14 protein-coding genes are annotated in these 21,474 nt (G+C 56.2%); 6 read left to right on the top strand and 8 right to left on the bottom strand.

The window, feature by feature from the left end:
• The first annotated feature begins 7 nt into the window (after positions 1 to 7).
• Both P3B99_000430 and P3B99_000425 read left to right on the top strand, forming a co-directional pair.
• Positions 8 to 2,146, top strand: coding sequence for a glutamine synthetase III (locus tag P3B99_000430; GenBank protein WYJ07596.1), 2,139 nt, complete (start codon positions 8 to 10; stop codon positions 2,144 to 2,146).
• A 167-nt stretch (positions 2,147 to 2,313) separates the two neighbouring features.
• Positions 2,314 to 3,330, top strand: a complete 1,017-nt coding sequence (locus P3B99_000425) for a glycoside hydrolase family 43 protein (GenBank protein WYJ07595.1) — start codon at positions 2,314 to 2,316, stop codon at positions 3,328 to 3,330.
• Positions 3,331 to 3,510: 180 nt separating this feature from the next.
• Here P3B99_000425 and P3B99_000420 read toward each other — a convergent pair whose 3' ends face one another.
• From P3B99_000420 to P3B99_000400, 5 genes are all read right to left on the bottom strand, one after another.
• The gene (locus tag P3B99_000420; protein WYJ07594.1) at positions 3,511 to 5,052 is read right to left on the bottom strand and encodes an HDIG domain-containing metalloprotein; all 1,542 of its coding nucleotides are present in this window, start codon (positions 5,050 to 5,052) and stop codon (positions 3,511 to 3,513) included.
• A 149-nt stretch (positions 5,053 to 5,201) separates the two neighbouring features.
• Positions 5,202 to 6,299: a hypothetical protein gene (locus P3B99_000415; protein ID WYJ07593.1), complete on the bottom strand. Its 1,098-nt coding sequence runs from the start codon at positions 6,297 to 6,299 to the stop codon at positions 5,202 to 5,204.
• A 266-nt stretch (positions 6,300 to 6,565) separates the two neighbouring features.
• Positions 6,566 to 7,891: a glutamate--tRNA ligase family protein gene (locus P3B99_000410; GenBank protein ID WYJ07592.1), complete on the bottom strand. Its 1,326-nt coding sequence runs from the start codon at positions 7,889 to 7,891 to the stop codon at positions 6,566 to 6,568.
• 24 nt (positions 7,892 to 7,915) lie between these two features.
• Positions 7,916 to 8,449, bottom strand: a complete 534-nt coding sequence (locus P3B99_000405; GenBank protein WYJ07591.1) for an NUDIX domain-containing protein — start codon at positions 8,447 to 8,449, stop codon at positions 7,916 to 7,918.
• A 3-nt stretch (positions 8,450 to 8,452) separates the two neighbouring features.
• Positions 8,453 to 9,535 (bottom strand): DUF362 domain-containing protein, encoded by a 1,083-nt coding sequence (locus P3B99_000400; GenBank protein WYJ07590.1) that lies wholly within the window; start codon positions 9,533 to 9,535, stop codon positions 8,453 to 8,455.
• A gap of 76 nt (positions 9,536 to 9,611) precedes the next feature.
• Here P3B99_000400 and P3B99_000395 point away from each other — a divergent pair, with 76 nt between their 5' ends.
• The 4 genes from P3B99_000395 to P3B99_000380 are packed head-to-tail and all read left to right on the top strand — an operon-like array spanning position 9,612 to position 15,375.
• Complete coding sequence (locus P3B99_000395; protein ID WYJ07589.1) at positions 9,612 to 11,168, top strand: hypothetical protein; 1,557 nt, start codon at positions 9,612 to 9,614, stop codon at positions 11,166 to 11,168.
• A complete protein-coding gene (gene dnaG, locus P3B99_000390) occupies positions 11,169 to 13,010 on the top strand; it encodes a DNA primase (protein WYJ07588.1) in 1,842 nt (613 codons plus the stop codon).
• An 18-nt stretch (positions 13,011 to 13,028) separates the two neighbouring features.
• Positions 13,029 to 14,960 (top strand): RNA polymerase sigma factor RpoD, encoded by a 1,932-nt coding sequence (rpoD, locus tag P3B99_000385; GenBank protein ID WYJ07587.1) that lies wholly within the window; start codon positions 13,029 to 13,031, stop codon positions 14,958 to 14,960.
• Positions 14,950 to 15,375, top strand: coding sequence for a hypothetical protein (locus P3B99_000380; protein ID WYJ07586.1), 426 nt, complete (start codon positions 14,950 to 14,952; stop codon positions 15,373 to 15,375). Before rpoD ends, P3B99_000380 begins: the two co-directional genes overlap by 11 nt.
• Positions 15,376 to 15,693: 318 nt before the next feature.
• Here the strand turns inward: P3B99_000380 and P3B99_000375 are convergent, their stop codons facing one another.
• From P3B99_000375 to P3B99_000365, 3 genes are read right to left on the bottom strand one after another with little or no spacing between them, the layout of a single operon-like run.
• Positions 15,694 to 17,169 carry an efflux transporter outer membrane subunit gene (locus P3B99_000375; GenBank protein ID WYJ07585.1) on the bottom strand — a complete coding sequence of 492 codons (1,476 nt, stop codon included), beginning with the start codon at positions 17,167 to 17,169 and terminating at the stop codon, positions 15,694 to 15,696.
• Between the two features lie 15 nt (positions 17,170 to 17,184).
• Positions 17,185 to 20,349, bottom strand: coding sequence for an efflux RND transporter permease subunit (locus P3B99_000370; GenBank protein ID WYJ07584.1), 3,165 nt, complete (start codon positions 20,347 to 20,349; stop codon positions 17,185 to 17,187).
• 3 nt (positions 20,350 to 20,352) lie between these two features.
• Positions 20,353 to 21,468, bottom strand: a complete 1,116-nt coding sequence (locus tag P3B99_000365; protein ID WYJ07583.1) for an efflux RND transporter periplasmic adaptor subunit — start codon at positions 21,466 to 21,468, stop codon at positions 20,353 to 20,355.
• Positions 21,469 to 21,474: the final 6 nt, after the last annotated feature.

Here is a 21,474-nt window from a genome sequence, read left to right as displayed (position 1 = left end):
GACAATCATGAATGCAAGAAAACAAGCATTGACGAAGATTTCGGAAACCCCCAAGGTTTACGAAAATCTCGAAACTCCCTACGACATCGACACCCAGTACGGCGTCGATACGTTCGGACTCAAAACGATGGAGGCGTACTTGTCGAAGCCCATCTACAAAAGACTTCGCAATACGATTGAGCAGGGAGTTGCCCTCGACGCGGCTGTCGCCGACGACGTGGCGCACGCAATGAAAATCTGGGCTATGAGCCGCGGCGCGACCCACTACACCCACTGGTTCCTGCCCCTCACGGGTTCGAGCGCGGAAAAACACGACGCATTCCTCGACCCCACAAGCGACGGTCAGGCAATCACGCGCTTTTCGGGCAAAAACCTCATTCTCGGCGAACCCGACGCGTCGAGCTTCCCGTCGGGCGGTCTGCGCTCCACGTTCGAAGCCCGCGGCTACACCGCTTGGGATCCGACCAGCCCCGCATTCATCAAAAGAAGCGGCGGCGTCGCGACGCTCTGCATTCCCACAATGTTCTGTTCCTACACGGGCGAAGTGCTCGACAAAAAGACGCCGCTTCTGCGCTCCATACAGGTTTTGGGTGCGCAGACAAAACGCCTGATGAAGTGCTTCGGAATCGAAGAGGACGCCCGCGCAAACGTAACGCTCGGCGCGGAACAGGAATACTTCCTCGTAGACCGCGAACTCTACGTACAACGCCCCGACCTCATGCAGACGGGCAGAACGCTCTTCGGCGCTCCTCCGCAAAAGCACCAGCAGCTTGAAGACCACTATTTCGGAGCAATCAAGCCGCGCATCATCAATTTCATGCACGACGTCGATTTGGAGCTTTGGAAAATCGGAATTCCCGCAAAGACGCGCCACAACGAAGTTGCGCCCGCGCAGTTCGAAATCGCGCCCGTGTTCGAAGAGCTGAACTTGGCGACAGACCATAACATGATGATTATGGAAATTCTGCGCAACGTGGCGGAAAAACACGGTTTGGTATGCCTGCTGCACGAAAAGCCCTTCGCGGGAATCAACGGTTCGGGCAAGCACAACAACTGGTCGATTTCCTACGGCGACAGAAACCTGCTCAACCCCGGAACGAATCCGCACGAAAACGCGATATTCCTCACGACTCTCTGCGCGGTAATTCAGGCGGTAGACAAACACGCCGACCTGCTCCGCTCGGCGACTGCGGGCGCCGGCAACGACCACCGTCTGGGCGCGAACGAAGCACCGCCGGCCATCATCTCGATGTTCCTCGGCGAACAGCTTGCCGACATCATCGACCAAATCGAAGCCGGCGCGGCGAAAAGCTCGAAGAACAGCAACTACCTCAAAGTCGGCGTCGATACCCTGCCCCCGCTCCCGACGGACGCGACGGACAGAAACCGCACAAGCCCCTTCGCTTTCACGGGCAACAAGTTCGAATTCCGCGCGGCGGGTTCGTCGCAGTCGTGCGCAAGCCCGAACATCGTGCTGAACACGATTGTCGCCGAGGCTTTCGACGAAATCGCGACAAAGCTCGAAGCCCTGCCGAAGGCCGACTTCCAGAAGGGTCTGCAAAAGATTCTCCAATCGATTGTCAAGGCGCACAAGCGCGTAATCTTCAACGGCGACGGCTACAAGGAAAATTGGAAGAAGGAAGCCGCAAAACGCGGTCTGCCCAACCTGCCCAATACTCCCGCCGCGCTCGAACCGCTCAAAGACCCGAAGAACATCGAACTTTTCAAGAAGTACGGCGTCTTCAATTCGAGCGAAATGCTCTCGCGCTACGAAGTGTTCATGGAGGAATACAGCAAGAAAGTACACATCGAAACGGCTCTCGCGCTGAACATCTCCAAGACAATCATCATGCCCGCCGCGGAAAAATACCTCGGCAAGCTTGCCGAAACGGCGAAAAACGTCGCGGACGCAAAGTTCGGCAAAAACAAGGGCTTGGAAGCCAAGGGCAAACTGATTAACGCTCTCGTAGACAAGCTCGCAAGCGCGAACGACAAGCTCGAAAAGCTGGTTGTGGAAAACGCCGACCCGCTCAAAAAGCTCGCGGCAATGGGCGATGTCCGCACGATTGTGGACAAGCTCGAAGTCGAACTGGACGACGCGCTCTGGCCGATGCCGAAATATTCGGAGTTGCTTTTCATATACTAATCTCCATCTATCCGCAGGGACGCCCGATTTCGGGCGTCCTTTTTTTTTGCGCCCCGCGCGGCGGAGCACCGCGACTTGCGGAGGCTCGCCGACTCCTCAAAAAATGCGGCGTCCGCTCTTGCTTTCATGCTTGCAAGAAATCGGAGGGTACGGTAGAAAAATTCCCCATGAAAAAACACACATTGAAAATTCTTGCGATTGCCTGCACACTTTGCGCATGCGCATTCGGCGGGACAAAAACTACGCGCAACCCCGCCATAGGCGGCTGGTACGCCGACCCGCAAATAAGAATCTACAACGGGCAGTACTGGATTTACGCGACATACTCCGACGCCTACGACAAACAGGTTTTCCTTGACTGCTTTTCGTCGCCCGACATGGCAACGTGGACACACCACAAAAACATAATCACCGCAGACGAAGTAAAGTGGCTCAAACGCGCCCTCTGGGCGCCCGATTCAATTGAAAAAGACGGCAAATACTTTCTGTTTTTTGCCTGCAACGACGCAACCCCCGTCGACAAAAAAAACGGCAACATGGCAAAACGCAAATTCGGAGAGCGCGAATACGGCGGAATCGGCGTCGGGGTCGCCGACAAGCCCGAAGGCCCGTACAAAGACCTCATCGGCAAGCCGCTTGTGGACGAATTTTACAACGGGGCGCAGCCTATCGACCAGTATGTTTTCGAATACAAAAATTCATACTACATGACATACGGCGGTTGGGGAAAATGCAATATCGTAAAACTTGCCGACGACTTCAAATCGCTCGACAAGCTGCCCGACGGCTCTATCTACAAAGACATCACCCCCGAAGGCTACACGGAAGGCTCGGTGATGTTCGAGCGCAGGGGAAAGTGGTATTTCATGTGGTCGGAAGGCGTGTGGGCGGGCAACAACTACAAGGTTGCCTACGGCATTGCCGACACGCCGTTCGGGCCGTTCAAAAGGCTCGGCACTGTCTTGGAATCGGAACGCCCGCTTGCGACGGGCGCGGGACACCACAGCGTTGTAAACATTCCGAACACCGACGACTGGTACATCTGCTACCACCGCCGCCCCATTCCGAACCGCGGCACACACCACCGCGTTGTCTGCATAGACAAAATGTTTTTCGACGCCGACGGCAAAATCCTGCCCGTAAAGATGACAGAACAGGGCGTCGAGCCGCGCCCGCTGAAATAGCCGCCGCGCCGGCGCGGCGCAGGAACCAAAAGCCCCGACACCTGCGCGATTCAAAAATAAGCTAAATTACCCGAATCAAAAAAAAACGCGCCGGCACAGTGCTAAATGAAAAACGCCGCGCATGTTCCGCGCGGCGTTTGTGTTTTACTTGAAATTGAATCAAATGCCGAAAATAGTCGGCTACACTTTGGATTTTGCGAATTCGGTAAAGCGTTGTTCGCGTATGAGGGTGATTTTTACGGCGAGGGCGTTGTCTACCGTCTCCTCTATCTTTCTGCGGATTTTTCCCGCAATTTCCTGCGCCTCGACGTCGCTTACGGCGTCGGGCGAAACTACGACGCGCAGTTCGCGCCCCGCCTGCAAAACGTACGCGCCCGCCACGCCGTCGAATTCAAGCGCGATGCTTTCTAGCGTCTTGATTCGGCGGATATAGCCCTCGGTCGCCTCCATTCTCGCCCCCGGTCGCGTCGCCGAAAGGGTGTCCGCCACGCGCAAAATCACCGAGTATACGCTCGCCGCTCCCACTTCACCGTGGTGCGATTCCACCGCGTTCACAACAGTGTCCGACTCTCCCGAATGCGCAAGCAACGCCGCCCCCGCCTTTGCGTGCGACAAGTCAGAATCGGGCAGAGCCTTGCCGATGTCGTGGAAAAGCCCCACGCGCTTTGCAATCGAGGTGTCGCAGTTCAATTCCGCCGCGATAAGCGCGCAGAGTTTCGCGGTTTCGACGGAATGCGCAAGGGTATTCTGGTTGAGCGAAAGGTGGAAAGAGAGCCTGCCCAAAGTCGCCAAAACGTCGGGGTGCACACGCGCCAAGCCGAGATCTTCGGCGGCTTTCGAGCCGATGTCGTAGACGTGCTGCTCCATGTTTTTCTTTGCCGACTCCGCCGCATGCTCGATTGACGCGGGGTTGATTCTGCCGTCGGCTATCAACGCTTCGAGCGCGATTTTTGCGGCCTCCCTGCGGACGGGATTGAACGACGACACCGAAACGCTGTCGGGCGTTTCGTCGATTACGAGCGTCGTTCCCGTAGCCGCCTCGAACGAACGGATATTGCGCCCCTCCCTGCCGATGAGCCTGCCTTTCATGGCGTCGTCGGGAATTTTTACGGCGCACGCCTGAACGGACTGCGGAAGAGAGGTTGCGATGCGCTGCATGGCGTCAACCAAAATGCGCTGCGCGGCGTCGTCCGCGTCTTTTTTCGATTTTTCGAGGAGTGCCGAGCGGTAGAGGGCGAGGTCTTCCACGCACTTCTTTTCGATTTCGCGCTTGGCGTCGCCGCGAATGTCCTCGATGTCGAGCTTTGCAAGCTGCGCGAGTTTGACGGCATATTCCTCCGACTTCCTGCGGTAGTCCTCCTTCATTTTTGCGAAGCGCGTAAATTCGGCGTCGGCGCGTTCGGCGGCGCGTTCGGCGTTTTGGACGCGGATTTTCGCCTCGGCGAGCTTTTCGTCCTGCTCGCGCTTGGCGACGCGGGCGAGCGAAAGCATGTCCTCGTACTCCGACTTCATCTCGATTTCGCGCTCTTTCAGGAGCATTTCAAGCTCGTTGCGCTTTTTCTCGTATTTGACAAGTTCGTCGTTTCTGATTGTTTCCGCCTCCGACTCCATTTTGTTGCGGAGCGAATTTACCCGCACCACCAGAATGATGCACTCGGCAAACAGGCACGCCGCCAAGACGCCGAGGACAATGGAGTTCCAGTCAAATATTTCTAAATTCATTTTTACAGAGTAGTGGGCGCGGAAACGCTTATGAAAAAATTTCCACTATTAATGTATTATATTTTGACAAACGCAAGCAGAATGAGTTGCGCGCAAAAATAAAAAAAGCCCGCCGAAATGCGGGCTTTGACCATGAGAAAAATTCCGGATTAACGGCGTCTGCGGTAGAGCGCAAGCGCGAGCGCGATGCCGCCGAAAATCGCCGCCCATTCGGCGGGTTCGGGAATGTTTGAAACGATGTTGAGGAATCCGTTCTGGATTTCCCAGTGTTCGCCTTCTCCGCAAAGCGTTTTGCCGTCCTTGTCGTATGCTACAAGCTTAATGTTTTTTACGACGGAAGTATTGCCGAGTTTCGTGATTTTCAGGAGGGCATCGCCTACAAGTTCAATGTTGCTTGTGTCGTTGATTTTGAACGTGTCGTTTACGAAATCGTTAAGAATAAGCGATTCCGTTCCGTCGAACGGGTAGGTATTTACTTCGTTTACGTCGAGCTTTGCGGCAGTGAGCAGACCGTGCGTGGCGGACAAGTTGATTGTAAGCGACGACCTACCCTGAAATTGGATATTGCCGAGCTTCAAATCTGTCGTCGCCGAAACGTCGATAATGCCCCTTGTTGCCGAACCGAGAACAATGCTTGGTTTGCCGCCGCTTGCCGTCGAAAGAACGTCGTTGGCGCCGATGATAAGCTTAGCGCCGGTGCCGCCGAAAATTATTCTTCCGACCGTTGTTTTTGAACCTTCTTTGAGGTTTATAATCCCGCCGTCCCTGAGCCTCATCGAGCCGTTTTTGAAGTTGAGAACGCCGCCGTCAAACACGCGCATTTCGTTGCCGGAACCGACGACTTCAAGGTTGTAGCCGTTGGTGTCGGTGGGAATTTGCGCCGAATTTGTTCCGTACGCGGTTTCAACCGTGCCGTAAATGTCTATGCGCTGGCCTTTCGACGCCGTACTCCAACCGGGGTTATTACCCGTATAGACGTAGAGCGTGCTGCCCTTGTTTACCTGAATTCTGCCTTTGTTTGCGAGAGGGTCGGTCGCATTTTTGATTGTAAGGACGCCCGTCTGCGAGCCGTCTTGCGTGCCGATTTGGAGCAAAACCTGATTGATTTCAAGCTGGCCTTCGAACACCTGCTCGCCGACAAACGTCGTGCCTTCGGTGATGGGCGAGCTTACTTCGCTAACGGTTGCGGCAGTTGCGGAAACCGCCGCCGCGCCCGCTATTAGAGACATTAGCAGTGCCTTTTTCATTTTTTTATTTCTCTCCTTAATGTGTATTGTAATATGGGTTAAGATTAATATGATAACAAAAAAAGGGTCAGTCCGTGAATTGTCAACAACAAACTCGTCCCGAATTTGCAAAATATCCGCAAAATCGGAAATTTCCGCCGACTATGCCCGTTAACTCCCCCGCGCCGCCGAGCCGCATTTGCGGCGCTTTCGGCAGTTTCATAACTCGAAAAAAAAGACGGCGCGGAAAAATCCGCGCCGTCCGCAAAAATTTCGGAATTTTTTGCCTACGCGCCCTGTGCAAGCTTCGGCTTTGCCGCCTCTATTCTTGCGACAACCTTGTCCCTGCCCAAGATTTCGAGCATCGGGAAGAGGTCGGGGCCGCCCGCCTGTCCGGTTACGGCGTAGCGGACAATCTGGAAGTATTCGTTCGACTTGCGCCCCGCCTTTTCCGCCATTTCGCAAACGGCGTTGTAAATGGAGTCGTGGTCGAATTTTTCGAGCTTTTTGAAGAGTTCGAGGGCTTCGTCGAGACGCGCGAGCGGTTCGCCCTTCTTGAAGACCTTTTCCCGCCCCGCCGTGTCGAACGGGTAGTCTTCGGTAAAGAAGTATTCGACCATCGAGGGCAGCCCCTCCATGTTGGCGGCTTTCGGCTGGCAAAGGTCGAAAACCTTGCCGATATATTCTTCGTCCGTACCCAAATCGACCTTGCTTTCGGTCGCCATTGCGCGGCGGGCAAGCTCGTGGAATTTTGCGGGCGGAAGGGCGCGGATATGTTCGGTGTTGAAGTGCGCCATTTTGCGCTCGTCGAAGCGCGCGTTGCTCTTGACGATTCCCGAAAAGTCGAACAGCTCTATAATCTCTTCGATTGGCATTACCTCCTTGCCGTTTTTCGGATTCCAGCCGAGCATGCAAAGGTAGTTGCGGACGGCTTCGGGCATGAAGTTCTTTTCCTGATATTCCTCGATGAGCGCGCCTCTGTCGCGCTTGCTCATCTTGCCCTGCCCCTCGCTTTTGAGAATCAGCGGAATGTGCGCAAACTGCGGCATGGGGGCGTCGAACGCCTTGAAGAGTTCGATGTGTTTGTTGGTGTTCGTAAGGTGGTCCTGACCTCTGATGACGTTTGTGATTTCCATGCAGATGTCGTCAACGACATTCACAAAGTGGAACACGGGAGTTCCGTTAGAGCGGAAAATCGGGAAGTCTTTTTCCTCGGTGCGCTCGACGTCTCCGTAAACGGCGTCGTGGAGCACCTGCGCCTCGCCCGAAACCTTGAAAAACACCGCGCCGTCCTTGTCGTACGCGCGGCCTTTTTTGCGGAGGAGTTCGAGGTATTCCCTGTAAATGTCGGCGCGTTTGCTCTGGAAATACGGGCCGTAGTTGCCGCCGACATCGGGGCCTTCGTCCCAATCCAGACCGAGCCACTTCATTCCGTCTTTGAGAATGTTGAGGTATTCCACCGAATTGCGCTCTTCGTCGGTGTCCTCTATTCTCAGCACGAACGTTCCGCCCGTGTGCTTGGCGTACAGCCAGTTAAAGAGCGCGGTGCGCGCGCTGCCGATATGGAAAAAGCCCGTCGGGCTGGGGGCAAATCTTACTCTTACTTTACTCATTTTTGCTATGTTGAAATTTTCGAATTAAAGCGTTTTTTGCCGTTTCGACAAATAAAATTTGTAGACGCGCAAAAACGACGGCGTGAAGTTTTGCGGAGTTTCGGCAATCATGCGCCCGAAATCGGACACTTTCACCCAGTCGAGCGACGCCACTTCGTCGGGCGGAATTTCGAATTTTTCCGAGCCGTCGCACTCCATCTCGTAGACGAAAGTGAATTCGTTGCCCGTCTCGGCGCAGGGCGAAATTTTGCCGATTTTTTCGAGCCGAGAGATGTCTACCGAAAGCCCCGTTTCCTCCCGCATTTCGCGGACTGCGGCGGTATCGTAGTCTTCGCCGCTATCGACGTGTCCGGAGCACGACGTTGTGTAGATTCCGGGGTACAAATCCTTGCTCATCGAGCGTTTTTGCAGGAGTATTTCGCGCGAAGCCCCCGCGCCCCTGAACATCAGAACGTGCGACGCCCTGTGCAAAAGCCCCTTCGCGTGGACGACCGAGCGCGGCGCGTTCCCGACGACGCCGTCGGACATGTCCACAATGTCGAAAATGTCGTCCGCCACGGCTTATTTCCCCGATTTCGTTTTTGCGGGCGCGTAGGGCACGTTCACGCGCCTGATTTTGCGCATGTCGTAATCTCCTATTTTAAGCTCTTTGCAGTAGTTCAGAAGCGGCGGCATGGGGTCTATCGGCGCAAAGCCGAAGCTGCGGCGGTACTTGTTGATTGTGTTCCACGCCAAGTAGTCTATGACGACGGGATTCGAGCTCATCAAAATTGTGTTTTCGGAAAACGAGCAGCGCGAATTGAATATCGCCCCGCCAACGAACTGCCCGCGCTCGTACGACAGAATCGTAAGCAGGTTCGACGAGTGCAGTTCGGGAATCGCCGACACTTCCGCCGCCGCCATCGACGCGTTCGCGGGCTGTTTCAAAAACCTCTCGTTGTTCGACATGTTCCAAATGCTCGCGTTGCCGATTGCAGCGCACACGCCCAAGCCCTCCATGTCGGTGATGACGGGCAGGTTAATCCAAAAATCGACAGTCAGGAAAAGCGGCACGGGCAGGTAGCTTTTGCGCAGTTCGGGGTTGTAGAGGTCGGACGACATGTTGATGTTTTTCATCGACTTCGGCATAAGCGAATTGTCGTAGTACCAGTTTTTGTCGAAGAATTTGCCGCTTTCGATGTCTGCTACCGGCGAGCCTTTGTAGTTGTCGGGCGTGCCGTTTTGGAGGGCGGAGACGCGCGGGAGGAATCCGCAGTCGCGCATTTTGCGGCGGCTCATATCGACAAGCGTGATGTTCTCGCGCTTGTAGCCGCGCTTTTCGAGCTGCGACACCACCGCGTCTACAAGCGCGCGCGGCGTGCACATTCCCACCCCCGAATTCGTGTAGATTTTAAGCCCCACCCTGCCCTTCGAGGCGGGCGCGATTTTCTCGCCAGATTCCCTCTCGAAAGCCGAGAACAAAACCGAAACCGCCCTGTCGTAATTTGATTGGGCGAAGCCGGGAACGCGGCATTCGAAAAGCGTGTCGTTTAGGCGGTCGGCGGCGGTCTGTCGAGGCGCGTCGGGCGTCTGGGCGGACAGCGAAGCAATGCCGATTGCCGCCAACACTTGAAAAATTGCAAGTTTTTTGATGTATTTCTTCATAATTATATTGCCCCGCCGAAAAAAATTTGGCTGAATAATAAAATTAATCGGGTTATAAAAGCGAATTTTGGAATTTATGCAAGCATCGAAGTACATTTGTCTGATTTTCTGCGCAACGGCGGCGGCGGTCGCGCTCCTTTCGGGCTGCGGCGAAAAATCGCCCGAACAAATCGCGGCGGAAAACAAAAAACAAAGCGAACTGTCAGTGCGCCGGGCGCAGGTGCTCATGTTCGAAAACAAGTCGGCGGAGGCAATCAAACTGCTCGAAGAAACCTACCAGAAATGCGGCAGCCGCCCCGAACTTTGCGAAAACCTCGCATACGCGTACATGCAAAACGGACAGCTCGCAAGCGCGGCTATGTTCTTCGAAAACGCGGCGGCGCAAAAAGGCGGCGACGCGGAGCTTCAAATCAGCGCGGCAAAAGCCTACGAACAGTCAAAAGCGTTCGACTCCGCCGCAAAGGCATACGAAAAATACCTGAAAATCAAACCCGCCGACCCCGTCGCGCGCCGCGCCCTCGCCTCGTGCTACGAAAAGCTCGAAAAATACCCCGAAGCCCTCAACTCGATGATGGAGGGGCTTCGCGTATCAGGACGCAACCCCAACACGGCGGAAGCCGCGAAAATCGGAAACCTTTTCGTGAAAACGGGCAACGCAATCCAAGCCCGCAAATGGCTCGAAGCCGCATTCAAGGCGACGCTTCCCGAAAACGTCGAAACGCGCAGGGAAATTCTCGTGGGGCTGATTACCGTCTACCTTGCGCAAAAGGAAACCGCCCTGCTCGACACCGCAGTCAACGAGCTTGACAAAATTGCGCCCAACGAGATTGACCAGAAATATCCCAAGCTCCGCAAGCAGCTCCAAGACTTCAAAGACTCGCTCAAAGCCGCGGAAGAGGCAATCAAGAACGCCGAAAGAAAGAAAGCGGAAGAGCTTAAAGCTGCCGAGGAGGCAAAAAAGGCAAAGGAAGCCGAAGCCCAAAAGGTCGCCGAAGACGCAAAAAAGGCAGAAAGCGAAAAATCCGAAGCAAAGCCCGAAGCCGACGCTTCCAAACCGCAAGACCTTACCCAGAACGAAGCCGTCGAGGAAAAAGCCGAAGACGCTCCCGTAGAGCAGAAGACCGACATCAAGGACGAAACCGACACCCCCGCGAAGCCCTCGGAGTACGACACGCTTATCCAGAAATGCTACGACGCAATCGCAAAGGGAGACGCCGCGGAGGCTGAAAAATCGGCGCATCTTGCCATCGCCGAAAACTCCGCGCCCGAAGCCGCGTGGCGCGCGCTCGCAAAAGCCTACGAAATGTCGGACAAACACAACGACTCGTACATGGCGGCATCGGAGGCGTACAAACGCAACCCCGACGACATAGACGCAACCCTATTCTACCTCCGCAACGCAAGCAGAGTTCTCAACAACGAGAAATTCCTCAACAAGGTCTACCTTGCGCACGAGAAATTCCCCAACAACCCCGAAATCTGGGTCGATTTGGCGCGGACATACAAGCTCATGGGCGACAAGCGCAACGCGCTTTTCTTCTACCGCCACTTCTTGGCGAACACCCCCAAAGAGCACATTCTCTACGACGAAATGGAGGAGGAGTACAAACAGTTCTCCGAAAACAAGCAGTAAATGGCGAGAATCAAACAATCGTCGATAGAGGAAGTCAGGGCGAGGGTCAACCTCGCCGACTTTATATCGAACTATGTCGCGCTGAAAAAAAGCGGCTCGGCGTTGAAGGGGCTTAGCCCGTTCACGCACGAAAAGACCCCGTCGTTTTTCGTCTACCCCGAAAAGGGATTCTACTATTGTTTCAGCACGTCGCAGGGCGGCGACCTCTTCAAATTCGCGATGGTCAAGGAAAACCTGAATTTTCCCGAAGCCGTCGAATTTATAGCAAAGAAATACGCAATCAATTTGGAGTACGAGGCGGGCGGAAACGGCGCTCCGCCGTCGCTTAGAAAGCAGCTGTTCGACATTCACGAGGACGCCGCCGAGTGGTACGCCCAGCAGTTTTTTGCCGACACCCCCGAAGCAAAGGAAATCCGCGACTATTGGACCAACGACCGCGGCTTCACCCTCGACGACGCAAAGGAACTGCGCATAGGCTTCGCCCCCGTCGATTCAATCGAGCTGAAACGCCTGCTCTATAAAAAGAAGTACCAGCCGGAGGCAATCGTGGCGTCGGGCATTTTCTACGCGCACGAAGGCGACAGAAACATACGCAACTTCCACCCGCGCTTCCGCGGCCGTATGACAATTCCGATCTGCGACATTCAGGGGCGGGTAATCGCATTCACCGCAAGAAAGACGCGCTTTACGCCCGTCGCGCCGTCGGAGGAAGGCAAGTACGTAAACTCGCGCGATACGGAAATTTTCAAGAAGAATCTTGTCGTGTTCAACATGGACAAGGCGAAAAACTCCGCAAAGGAAAGGAACGCCTGCATAGTCGTGGAGGGGCAGCTCGACGCAATCCGCATGTATTGCTCCGGCTTCAAGAACACGGTCGCCACGCAGGGAACGGCGGCGGGCGCGGAGCACTTCGCGCTGATAAAACGCTACGCAAACAAGGTGGTTCTGCTTTTCGACGGCGACAACGCGGGGCTTCACGCGGCGTTGAGGGTTATCCCAATCTGCTTTCAGGCTGAGCTTGAACCGTTCGTGGCGGTTATCCCAGACGGCGACGACCCAGACTCTTTCATAAAAAAACACGGCGTCGACGCCATGCGCGAGCTTGTCGAAAACAAAAAGCGCACCGCGCTGAGCTTCGCGGCGAAATACATTCTCGCCGACAACCCCGACCCCACCCCGCAGGACAAGCGCAACGCTATACTCTCGCTGTTCGAAATGGTCGCCGCCTGCCGCTCGCGGGTTTTGCGCGACGACTACCTCAGGGAAATCTCGACCGCCACAATCGCCGACTACGCCGCCATCGCGCAGGACTACGCCGAATGGTCGCAACGCAACATAAAACGCGGCTCGGAGGAGGAAACGGAACAAAACGGGGAAAATCGCAGTCAAGGAATGTTGACAAACGCCGTATACGACGCTTTATTAGTGAGTTTGCATTACGAAAATGTCGCGGAGGGTCTGTCGCAGATTCTCGACGACGTTTGGATTCGCGGCGATGCGGTAGAGGCGCGCACACTGAGGCGGCTTCTGGCGCTGCACCGCGAAGGTGTCGGCTTCGAAATTTCGGAAATCGACACGTGCTTTGAAAGAGACGACGAAAAAAACCTCATATATAAAATATGCTCGGAAGAGAAATCCTCGATAGAAAATCCCGTAAAGTACGCAAACGACTGCGTGCGTAAAATATACAAAAACTTCTACGCCGACGAAATCGAATCGCTAAACAAAAGGCTCGTGAGGGCGCAGGCGACGGATTCGGAGGAGTCGATGGCACTGCTCAAAGAGCTGTCTCGGCTGCGGCGCGAGTCGAAGAAACCGCCGTCGGAAATCGAGGAATTCTAAACTTTAAGAGAAACGAATATGGCCACAAAGAAAACATCAACGAAAACCGCCGCCAAAAAGCAGGCGGCGAAAAAACCTGCGGCGAAAGCCACCGCGAAAGCCCCTGTAAAAGTCCCCGCGAAAGCGGCGGCAAAAACTCCCGTAAAACCAGCGGCAAAGGCGGCGGCAAAGCCATCGAAGGCGCAGGCGAAATCTCCCGCAAAACCCGCCGCGGCGAAAGCAATCGACGATGAACCGAAAGGCTCGAAGAAGCCGAAAAACCAGGCCGCCGAGCACAAAAAGAAGCTCAACGACAAAATCCGCCAGCTCATACACCTATCGAAGGAAAAGGGCTATCTGACAAATCAGGACATCAACAAGTACCTTACCGAAACGCTAAGCGACCCCGGCGAATTCGACAACGTAATCAATATTCTCGAAAACCTCGAAGTCGAAATTCTCGACAGCGACGAGGAGGTCGAAAACTACAAGACCCGCAAAGAGGAGAACGAGGAACGCCAGACACGCGCCTTGCAGGCGGACACTCTCGACGACCCCGTCCGCATGTACCTCAAACAAATGGGACAGGTGCCGCTGCTCACGCGCGAGGAGGAAGTGGCGATTTCAAAGCGCATAGAGGCGGCGGAAAACAAGGCTGTCAAGGCGTTGTTCTCGGTCTCGCTGACGAACAAATTTCAGATAGACATCGCAAAAAAGCTCGCGGCAAAAGAGGAACGCTTCGATAAAATCGTGCTCGATAAAAAGGTCGAAGTCCGCGAAAACTACTTTGCGGAACTGCCCGAATACATCAAAAAGGCGGAGGACATTCAGACGAAGCTCGACAAATCTTGGGAAAGCGCGGAAAGCGCAACAAACACCGCCCTCAAAAAGCGCCATATAACGCTTTTCAAAAACCTCGAAGCAAAACTCAAAGACATCTACGTCAAGGGCTTCAAATTCAAGCTCAAAGTTTTCGAGGAATTTCTCGACACGCTCGCGCCCACACTGCGCGAAATCGAAGACCTGCTCTACAAACTCCGCGCGATAGAGAAAATAGGCAAGAAAACTAAAATCGGCGACAGCAACGCAATCAACGCCCGCCTGAACGAAATCAGGAACAAATATTGCATAGACCCCGCCGAACTCGTCGATTTGGTGAAGTCGGTGCGGCAGTCGATGCGCGAGGCGCACAAGGCGAAAACCGAAATGGTTCGCGCAAACCTCAGACTCGTGATTTCCATTGCAAAAAAATACACAAACCGCGGGCTGAACTTCCTCGACCTCATTCAGGAAGGCAATATGGGGCTGATGAAGGCGGTCGAAAAATTCGAATACAAGCGCGGCTACAAATTCTCGACATACGCCACTTGGTGGATTAGGCAGGCAATCACGCGCTCAATCGCAGACCAGGCGCGTACAATCCGCATTCCCGTCCACATGATTGAAACGCTCAACAAGGTCATGCAGGTTCAGAAACAGCTTCTGCAAGAGCTTGGGCACGAGCCGACGCCGGAGGAAGTGGCAAACGAAATGCAGTTCCCCGTGGAACGCGTGCAGTCGATTATGAAAATGGCGCAACAGCCGATTTCGCTCCAAAGCCCCGTGGGAGACTCCGACGACACGAATTTCGGCGACTTCATCGAAGACAAGGGCGCGGAAAACCCCTACGACATGACAGCATACTCGCTCCTGCGCGAAAAGCTCATGGACGTTCTCGACTCGCTCACGCCGCGCGAACGCAAGGTGCTCACGCTCCGCTTCGGCTTGCAGGACGGCTATTCGAGGACTCTCGAAGAGGTCGGCAAACAGTTCAATGTAACAAGGGAAAGAATCAGGCAGATTGAGGCAAAGGCTCTCCGCAAGATGAGACACCCCACCCGTATCCGCCAGCTCCACGGATTCTTCGAAGCCGAAGACAACGCAAAAGGCCCCGGCTTCGACCACTTCAAAAAGACGAAAGATGCCGAATAGACTTTCGATTCTCGCGTCGCGCACGGTTTTGTGTGCGGCGTTTTTTTCGCTCGCGGCGGGCGTCGGGGAAGTCGCTGCGCAGTCGGCGCGGCGCGGACTCGTGGGGCGCACGGCGGAATCGCCGTCGATACGCCGTCTTGCGGAAGCCGCGCCGCAAAAGGACATTGACCTGTACGTCGGAAGAATTGTCGAAAAACACGGCGAACACGTCATCGTAAACGTGCTCTCGCGGAACTCGGTCAAAGGCCGCGCGCCCGTGTACTACGCGTGCGACATCGAAATGCGACCGACCGCGATTCTGCAAAGCGACGGCATTGTGCACCGCGCCTGCGCGTCGTTCAAAACGGTGAGCGGCACCGCGCTCGTCGGAGACGTCGTGATGGTAAAATACCCCGCGCCCGAAGAGGAAAAATAGCGGATTCCGCGCAAACCTCCCGAACCTACGCGCGCTTACGCGGCGAAAATTTGACAAATAAAAAGGCGGAACGGGATTCCCACGCTCCGCCCAAATTTTAAGCGCAAAAAAGCCTAACGCCAACGCCGTCGTAATTTTGCGCACGAAGCGACATATTGAAAGCGGCGGCGGGTTGCGGATTTTTTGCATTCCCGCGACGAGCGGCAGACGGCATTTCGCGATTTCCGCAATGCCGACAGCTCCCGAAACGGAATTTGCGCCCGCGCGGCGGTTTTTGTTTTAGCTGCGCAATTTTTCGCGGTCGCCGACGCCGAGCGGCTACAATCCGCGCTCGAACGCCCTTTCCGCCTTTTCGACAACGCCGGACTCTTCGGGCCGTTCGGGCGTCCACGAACCGCCGACGGCGCGGACAAGCTCGACGGCAGCCCTGAACTCGTCCCCCCTGCTCTTAATCAGGGCAAGTTTGTTCATGAGCGCGTAGCGGTGCGCTTCGCCCGCCTGAAAATAGTCGGCAACGCCGCCCTCGTACTGAGTCTGGGCAAACTCCTCCACCTTCGCGGCGGCGGCGGCGGCAACCGCGCGTTCCGAGACGCGCTGTTTTGCAAGCGACGCTTTCGCGAGTGCGTCTTCCGTTTCGCGAACCGCCTTCAACACGGTCGCCTTGTATTTTTCGAGGCTCTCCCTGTGCTTTGCAAGGGCGACGCGCTTCTGCGCGCTCAGCCTGCCCGCCTGAAAAATCGGAATGTAGACCTGCGGGCTTACGCCCCACGCGAACGAACTTGAATTGAGAAGCTTCGAAAATGCCGTCGATTCCGTGCCGAGCGAGCTTGTAATCGAAACCGTCGGGAAGAACGCCGCCTGCGCCGCGCCTATGCGGAAGTTCGCCGCGCAAACCGCGCGTTCGGCGGCGGCGACGTCGGCGCGCCTTTCGAGAAGCTCGGACGGCAGAACGCGCGGAATTTCGGGCGCGACGCCGTCGAGGGGCGCGGGCGAAATTGCGAGCTTCGCGGGGGTCGTGCCGAGCAGGTTTGCGGCGAGGTTTTTTGCGAGCGCGATTCTTTCGAGCATGTCGGTAAGCTGGGCTTTCGCCGAAAACTCCTGCTCAGTCGCGCGTTGCAGGTCCGACTCCGTCGCGGTCTGCATTTCGAATCTGTCGCGCACGAAGCGCGTTTCGGACTCGCGGATTTCCACCGTCTTTTCGAGCAAAATTTTCTCGGCCTCGAACTCGCGCAGTGAAAAGTACAGCGCAGCAAACTGCGTGCGCAGCGAAAGCAGCGCGCTTTCGTACTCGTTTTGCGCCGCCTGAGCGTCGGCGCGGGAGGCAGCCAGAACGCTGCGGATTCTGCCGAAAAGGTCGGCGTCCCAAGTGAGGGTAGCCCCGATTGCCCAGTCTTCGAAGCGCGAGCCGAGCGGGCGCAAAATGGAGCGGTCTCCGACTTCCGTCCTGAACCAGTCGCCCGACACACCCGCGTGCGGGTAGAGCGAGCCGCGCTTTATGCCGGCGTTTTCGCGCGCCTGCTCGACGCGGAAGAAAAGCGATTTCAAATCGGGGTTGCTTTCGGCGCATTCGCGCATGTATTTGGAAAGCTCCGCGTCGCCGAATACCTCCCACCAGTCGCCGCGGGCGGCGGTATCGCGCGGGGCGGCGTTTTTCCACAGACCGTTTTCGTTGGCGAATTTTTCGAAATCCACGAATTCGGAATTGTCGGGCTTTTCGTAGTCGGGACCCACCATGCAAGCGCACGGCAGAACCGCCGCCGCGAGAAGCGAAAATTTTTTCAAATATTTTTTCATTTTAACAGACCGTTCCTATTGTTTTTTGCCCGTTTTAATTTTCGGAGAAAAGCTCCGCCTGATGAGGTAGAAGAATGCGGGCGTAAAGACAAGCCCCGCCGCCGTCACGCCCAGCATGCCGAAAAAGACGGGCGTTCCGAGCGCGTTGCGCAGCTCCGAGCCCGTCCCCCGCGCTAGCACAAGCGGAAGCACTCCCAGAATGAACGCAAACGATGTCATGAGAATCGGGCGAAGCCTGTTTCGGGCGGCGTTCGACACCGCGCCCACGACGTCCTCTCCCGCCTCCTGCCGCTGTTTTGCGAACTCCACAATCAGGATTGCGTTTTTGCACGCAAGCCCTATCAGCACTATGAACCCTACCTGCGTCATCACGTTTATGTCCATGCCCAAGCCGCGCACGCCCAAAACGGAGAACAGCAGAACGAGCGGGACAATGAGGATTACCGAAAGCGGAAGCCGCCAGCTTTCGTAGAGAGCCGCCAAAATCAGAAACACGAACACCACGCTCTGCGCAAACGTTATCAAAGCGGTGAAACCGCCGACGCGCTTTTCCTGAAACGCCAAGTCGGTCCATTCGATACCCATGCCGTCGGGCAGGATTTTCGCGCAGATGTTTTCGATTGCGGAAATCGCCCCTCCCGTCGAATGCCCCGCGGAAACGTTGCCCATGATTTCGGCGGCGGGATACAGATTGTAGCGCGTGATGACTTCGGGCCCCACCGTGCGGCGCAGTTTTGCGACGCTCCCCACTTGGACGGAAGAGCCGCCGCGCGCGGGAATGCGCAGTTTCAGAACGTCTTCGGGCGCGGCGCGGTTGCGGCTTTCCGCCTGCGCGACAACCCTGTAAGAGCGGTTGAGAATGTTGAAGTCGTTGATGTAGGTCGAGCCCAAGTTGAAGCGAAGGGCGTCGAAAATCGGGCTTGCGCCGACGCCGAGCCGCTCCGCCTCCTCGCGGTCGATGTCGAGTTTCAGGCGCGGACTTTTTATTGAAAACATGGTAAGCGCGGTCGATATGGAATCCTCCGTGCGGGCGGAATCAACCGCCTCCGAAACCTTGCGTTCTACCGCCGCAAGACCGAGCGACTTCCTGTCCTGAACGTATCCCTTGAAGTCGCCGCCCATGCCTATGCCCGACACTACGGGCGGCTTCACCGCAAAAAACTGCGCTTCGGGAATCCGCATATTGAACGCGTCCATGAGGCGTCCGATACTGTCGTCGAGCGGAATGCCCTTTGCGACGCGGCTTTCCTTGCCTTCAAGCTGAATGAACATCGTGCCGCCGTTCGACATGCGCCCCAAGTTTGCGATGTTAAGCCCCGCCAAGCTCATGTATTTCCGCGCTTCGGGAAGCGTTTCGCCGACGATTTTTTCCGCCTTTTGCATGACCTCCGCCGTGCGTTCGAGCGTCGCGCCGTCGGGCAGCTGCACGGCTATGTAGAAGTAGCAGGTGTCCTGCGCGGGAATAAACCCTTTCGGAGTCATCCTGAAAACCACGACGGTCAGCGCGATGAGCGCGACAAACAACGCGAGCAACGCCCACGACCATTTCAGGATTGCCCGCACAAAACGCCCGTAAAGGTCGGCGGCGCATTCAAAGCATCTGTCGAACGCAGAGAACAGGCGTCCGAGTATGAAGTCGTAGCAGCGTGTGAAGAGGTCGGGACGCTCGGCGCGACGCAGGAAAAGCGCGGAAAGCGCGGGGGTGAGAGTCAGCGACACAAGACCCGAAACTATCGTCGAAGCCGCGATTGTCAGCGCAAACTGCCTGTAAAATTCGCCCGTAATGCCCTCCACAAACGCCGTCGGCACGAACACCGCGCATAGCACGAGCACGATTGCCACAAGCGCGCCAGCAACCTGCGCCATCGCCTTTTTCGTCGCCTCCTTTGCGTCGAGCCCGCCGCGCATGTTGCGCTCCACGTTTTCGACCACCACGATTGCGTCGTCAACGACAATCCCGATTGCCAAGACAAGCCCGAAAAGCGTGAGGTTGTTGATTGTAAAGCCGAAAAGGTGCATGAAAAAGAACGTGCCGATTAGCGAAATCGGAATCGCAAAAAGCGGAATCACCGCCGCGCGCCAGTTCTGCAAAAACAGCATCATCACGAAAACCACGAGCACGATTGCCTCGAATATCGTGCGGAAAACCGCCATGATTGAGTCGGCAATGTAGACGGTGTTGTCCATGCCGACGTCGTAGTCCAAGCCCGCGGGGAAGTCCTTTTTCATTTCCTCGAAGAGTTTTAGCACGTTGCCTGCGGTGTTCGACGCGTTCGAGCCCGGGGTCTGGTAGACGAGCAGCGCGACGGCGTCGCCGCCCTTGTAAAACGCGGCGTTCGAGTACGAGTACGCGCCGAGTTCGAGCCGCGCAACGTCGCGAAGCTTCACAATGCGCCCGTCTCCGAGCTTGCGCACGACGATGTTTCCGAAGTCCGACACGTCGGCGAGCCTGCCCTTTGTCTCGATGAGAAGCTCGTGGGCGGCGGATTTGTCGAAAATCGGCGACTGGTTGATTTTGCCCGCGGCAACCTGCCTGTTCTGGTTGCGCACGGCGGCGTAGACTTCGAGCGGCGATATGCCCAAGTCGGCGAGCTTGTCGGGGTCGAGCCACACGCGCATGCTGTACTCGCGCGAGCCGTACGCGACGAGGTCGCCGACGCCGTCGACGCGCAGAATTCTGTCGCGCATTTGCGTGAGGTAGTAGTTGGTTATGTAGGTTGTGTCGCGCGATTTGTCGGGCGAGTAAATGGCAAGCCCCAAGAGAAGGCTAGGCGAACGCTTCACAACGCGCACGCCGATATTGCGCACCTCTTCGGGCAGAAGCGGCTTTGCGACCTCCACCCTATTCTGCACAAGCACCTGCGCGGCGTTGATGTCGGTTCCAAGCTCGAAGGCGATTTCAATGCTTACCGTGCCGTCGGAATTGCACCTGCTTGTGATGTACATCATGCGCTCAACGCCGTTGACCTCCTGCTCTATCGGGGTCACGACGTTTTCCATGAGAACTTCGGGCGACGCCCCAGGGTACGCGGCGTCGATTGCGATTGTCGGCGGAACGATGTCGGGGTACTGCGAAATCGGCAGGCGCGAAAAGCCTATCGCGCCAAGAAGCACTATGACGACCGACACGACCGTCGCGAAAATCGGTCTGTCGATGAAAAAGTTGCAGAAGTTTTTCATTGCCTATTTTTCCTCGACGGGCTTGACCTTGCGCCCCGACGACGCACGCTGTATCCCCTTTACCACGACGCGCGAATTTGCGTCGAGACCGCTTTCGACAACGCGCAGATTGCCGTCCGCCGCGCCGAGCACGACGGGAGTCTGGCGCACGGTGTCGGCTTCGTCCACAACCCAGACGAAGCGTCCGACCATGTCGGTTCCGATTGCGTCCTCCGGCACGAGAAGCGCGTTCTTCGCCACGCCCTCCGAAACCGTGATGTCGGCGAACGCGCCCGCCATCAGCGCGCCGTCGGCGTTGGGAATGTCGGCACGGAGAACGAGCGACGCCGTGCCCGCGCCGAGCGCGTTGTCGTAGTAGCACAGAACGCCCTTGTAGGCGCGGCTGTCGCCCTTCATGACGACCGAAACTTTCGCGCCCCTGCCCGCGTCGATGTCGGCGAGCAGTCCCGAATTTTTATAGCGGACGGCGTCCGCGCTGTTTAGCTCGAAATAGACTTTCGCCACGGAATTGTCCACAATCCGCGCAAGCTTCGTGGCGTGGGCGGCGACCAGATTTCCCGCGTCCACAAAATTCTCGCCCACCCTGCCCGACACGGGCGCGACAACCTCGGTAAACTCCATGTTCAGACGCGCGTTGCGCTCGGCCGCCTTAGCCTCCAAGAGCTTGGCGTTTGCCACAAGAAGCTCGGTCTCGCGGGTCTGGTACGCCTCTTTCGAAATCGCGTTGCGCTTGAAAAGCCCGCGCGCGCGCAAGGCGTTTTCCTCGGCGAGTTTTATTTTAGACTCAACCGCCTTGACGTTCGCCTCGGCGGCGGCAAGAGCGGCGGCGTAGGGACGGCTGTCTATCCTGAAAAGCACGTCGCCCTTTTTGACATTCGCGCCTTTTTTAAATTCGACGGAATCGAGATAGCCGCCCACGCGCGCGCGGATTTCAACATACTCGTTCGCGCCGATTTTCGCGGAATACGAGGCGTTTTTTTCGAAATCGCGGACAATCGGACGCGACACGACGACCTCCGACGGAAGCTCCGCCGAGTGTTGTGCGGGCTGCTGTTTTTTTCCGCAACCCGCTAGGGTTGACGCCGCAAGCAATGCGGCGAATGCGTATTTTATATTCATTGTTTT

Source organism: Opitutia bacterium KCR 482 (assembly GCA_029269845.2).
Classification (GTDB): domain Bacteria; phylum Verrucomicrobiota; class Verrucomicrobiia; order Opitutales; family Intestinicryptomonadaceae; genus Merdousia.
Note: the sequence above shows the minus strand (reverse complement) of the source record. Positions and strands in the feature narration are given on the sequence as shown.

What these genes read in the sequence shown, in the direction of transcription:
- P3B99_000430 (WYJ07596.1), top strand. Translation starts at nt 8, where the DNA reads ATGAATGCAAGAAAACAAGCATTGACGAAGATTTCGGAAACCCCCAAG.
- P3B99_000425 (WYJ07595.1), top strand. Translation starts at nt 2,314, where the DNA reads ATGAAAAAACACACATTGAAAATTCTTGCGATTGCCTGCACACTTTGC.
- P3B99_000420 (WYJ07594.1), bottom strand. Translation starts at nt 5,052, where the DNA reads ATGAATTTAGAAATATTTGACTGGAACTCCATTGTCCTCGGCGTCTTG.
- P3B99_000415 (WYJ07593.1), bottom strand. Translation starts at nt 6,299, where the DNA reads ATGAAAAAGGCACTGCTAATGTCTCTAATAGCGGGCGCGGCGGCGGTT.
- P3B99_000410 (WYJ07592.1), bottom strand. Translation starts at nt 7,891, where the DNA reads ATGAGTAAAGTAAGAGTAAGATTTGCCCCCAGCCCGACGGGCTTTTTC.
- P3B99_000400 (WYJ07590.1), bottom strand. Translation starts at nt 9,535, where the DNA reads ATGAAGAAATACATCAAAAAACTTGCAATTTTTCAAGTGTTGGCGGCA.
- P3B99_000395 (WYJ07589.1), top strand. Translation starts at nt 9,612, where the DNA reads ATGCAAGCATCGAAGTACATTTGTCTGATTTTCTGCGCAACGGCGGCG.
- dnaG (WYJ07588.1), top strand. Translation starts at nt 11,169, where the DNA reads ATGGCGAGAATCAAACAATCGTCGATAGAGGAAGTCAGGGCGAGGGTC.
- rpoD (WYJ07587.1), top strand. Translation starts at nt 13,029, where the DNA reads ATGGCCACAAAGAAAACATCAACGAAAACCGCCGCCAAAAAGCAGGCG.
- P3B99_000380 (WYJ07586.1), top strand. Translation starts at nt 14,950, where the DNA reads ATGCCGAATAGACTTTCGATTCTCGCGTCGCGCACGGTTTTGTGTGCG.
- P3B99_000375 (WYJ07585.1), bottom strand. Translation starts at nt 17,169, where the DNA reads ATGAAAAAATATTTGAAAAAATTTTCGCTTCTCGCGGCGGCGGTTCTG.
- P3B99_000370 (WYJ07584.1), bottom strand. Translation starts at nt 20,349, where the DNA reads ATGAAAAACTTCTGCAACTTTTTCATCGACAGACCGATTTTCGCGACG.
- P3B99_000365 (WYJ07583.1), bottom strand. Translation starts at nt 21,468, where the DNA reads ATGAATATAAAATACGCATTCGCCGCATTGCTTGCGGCGTCAACCCTA.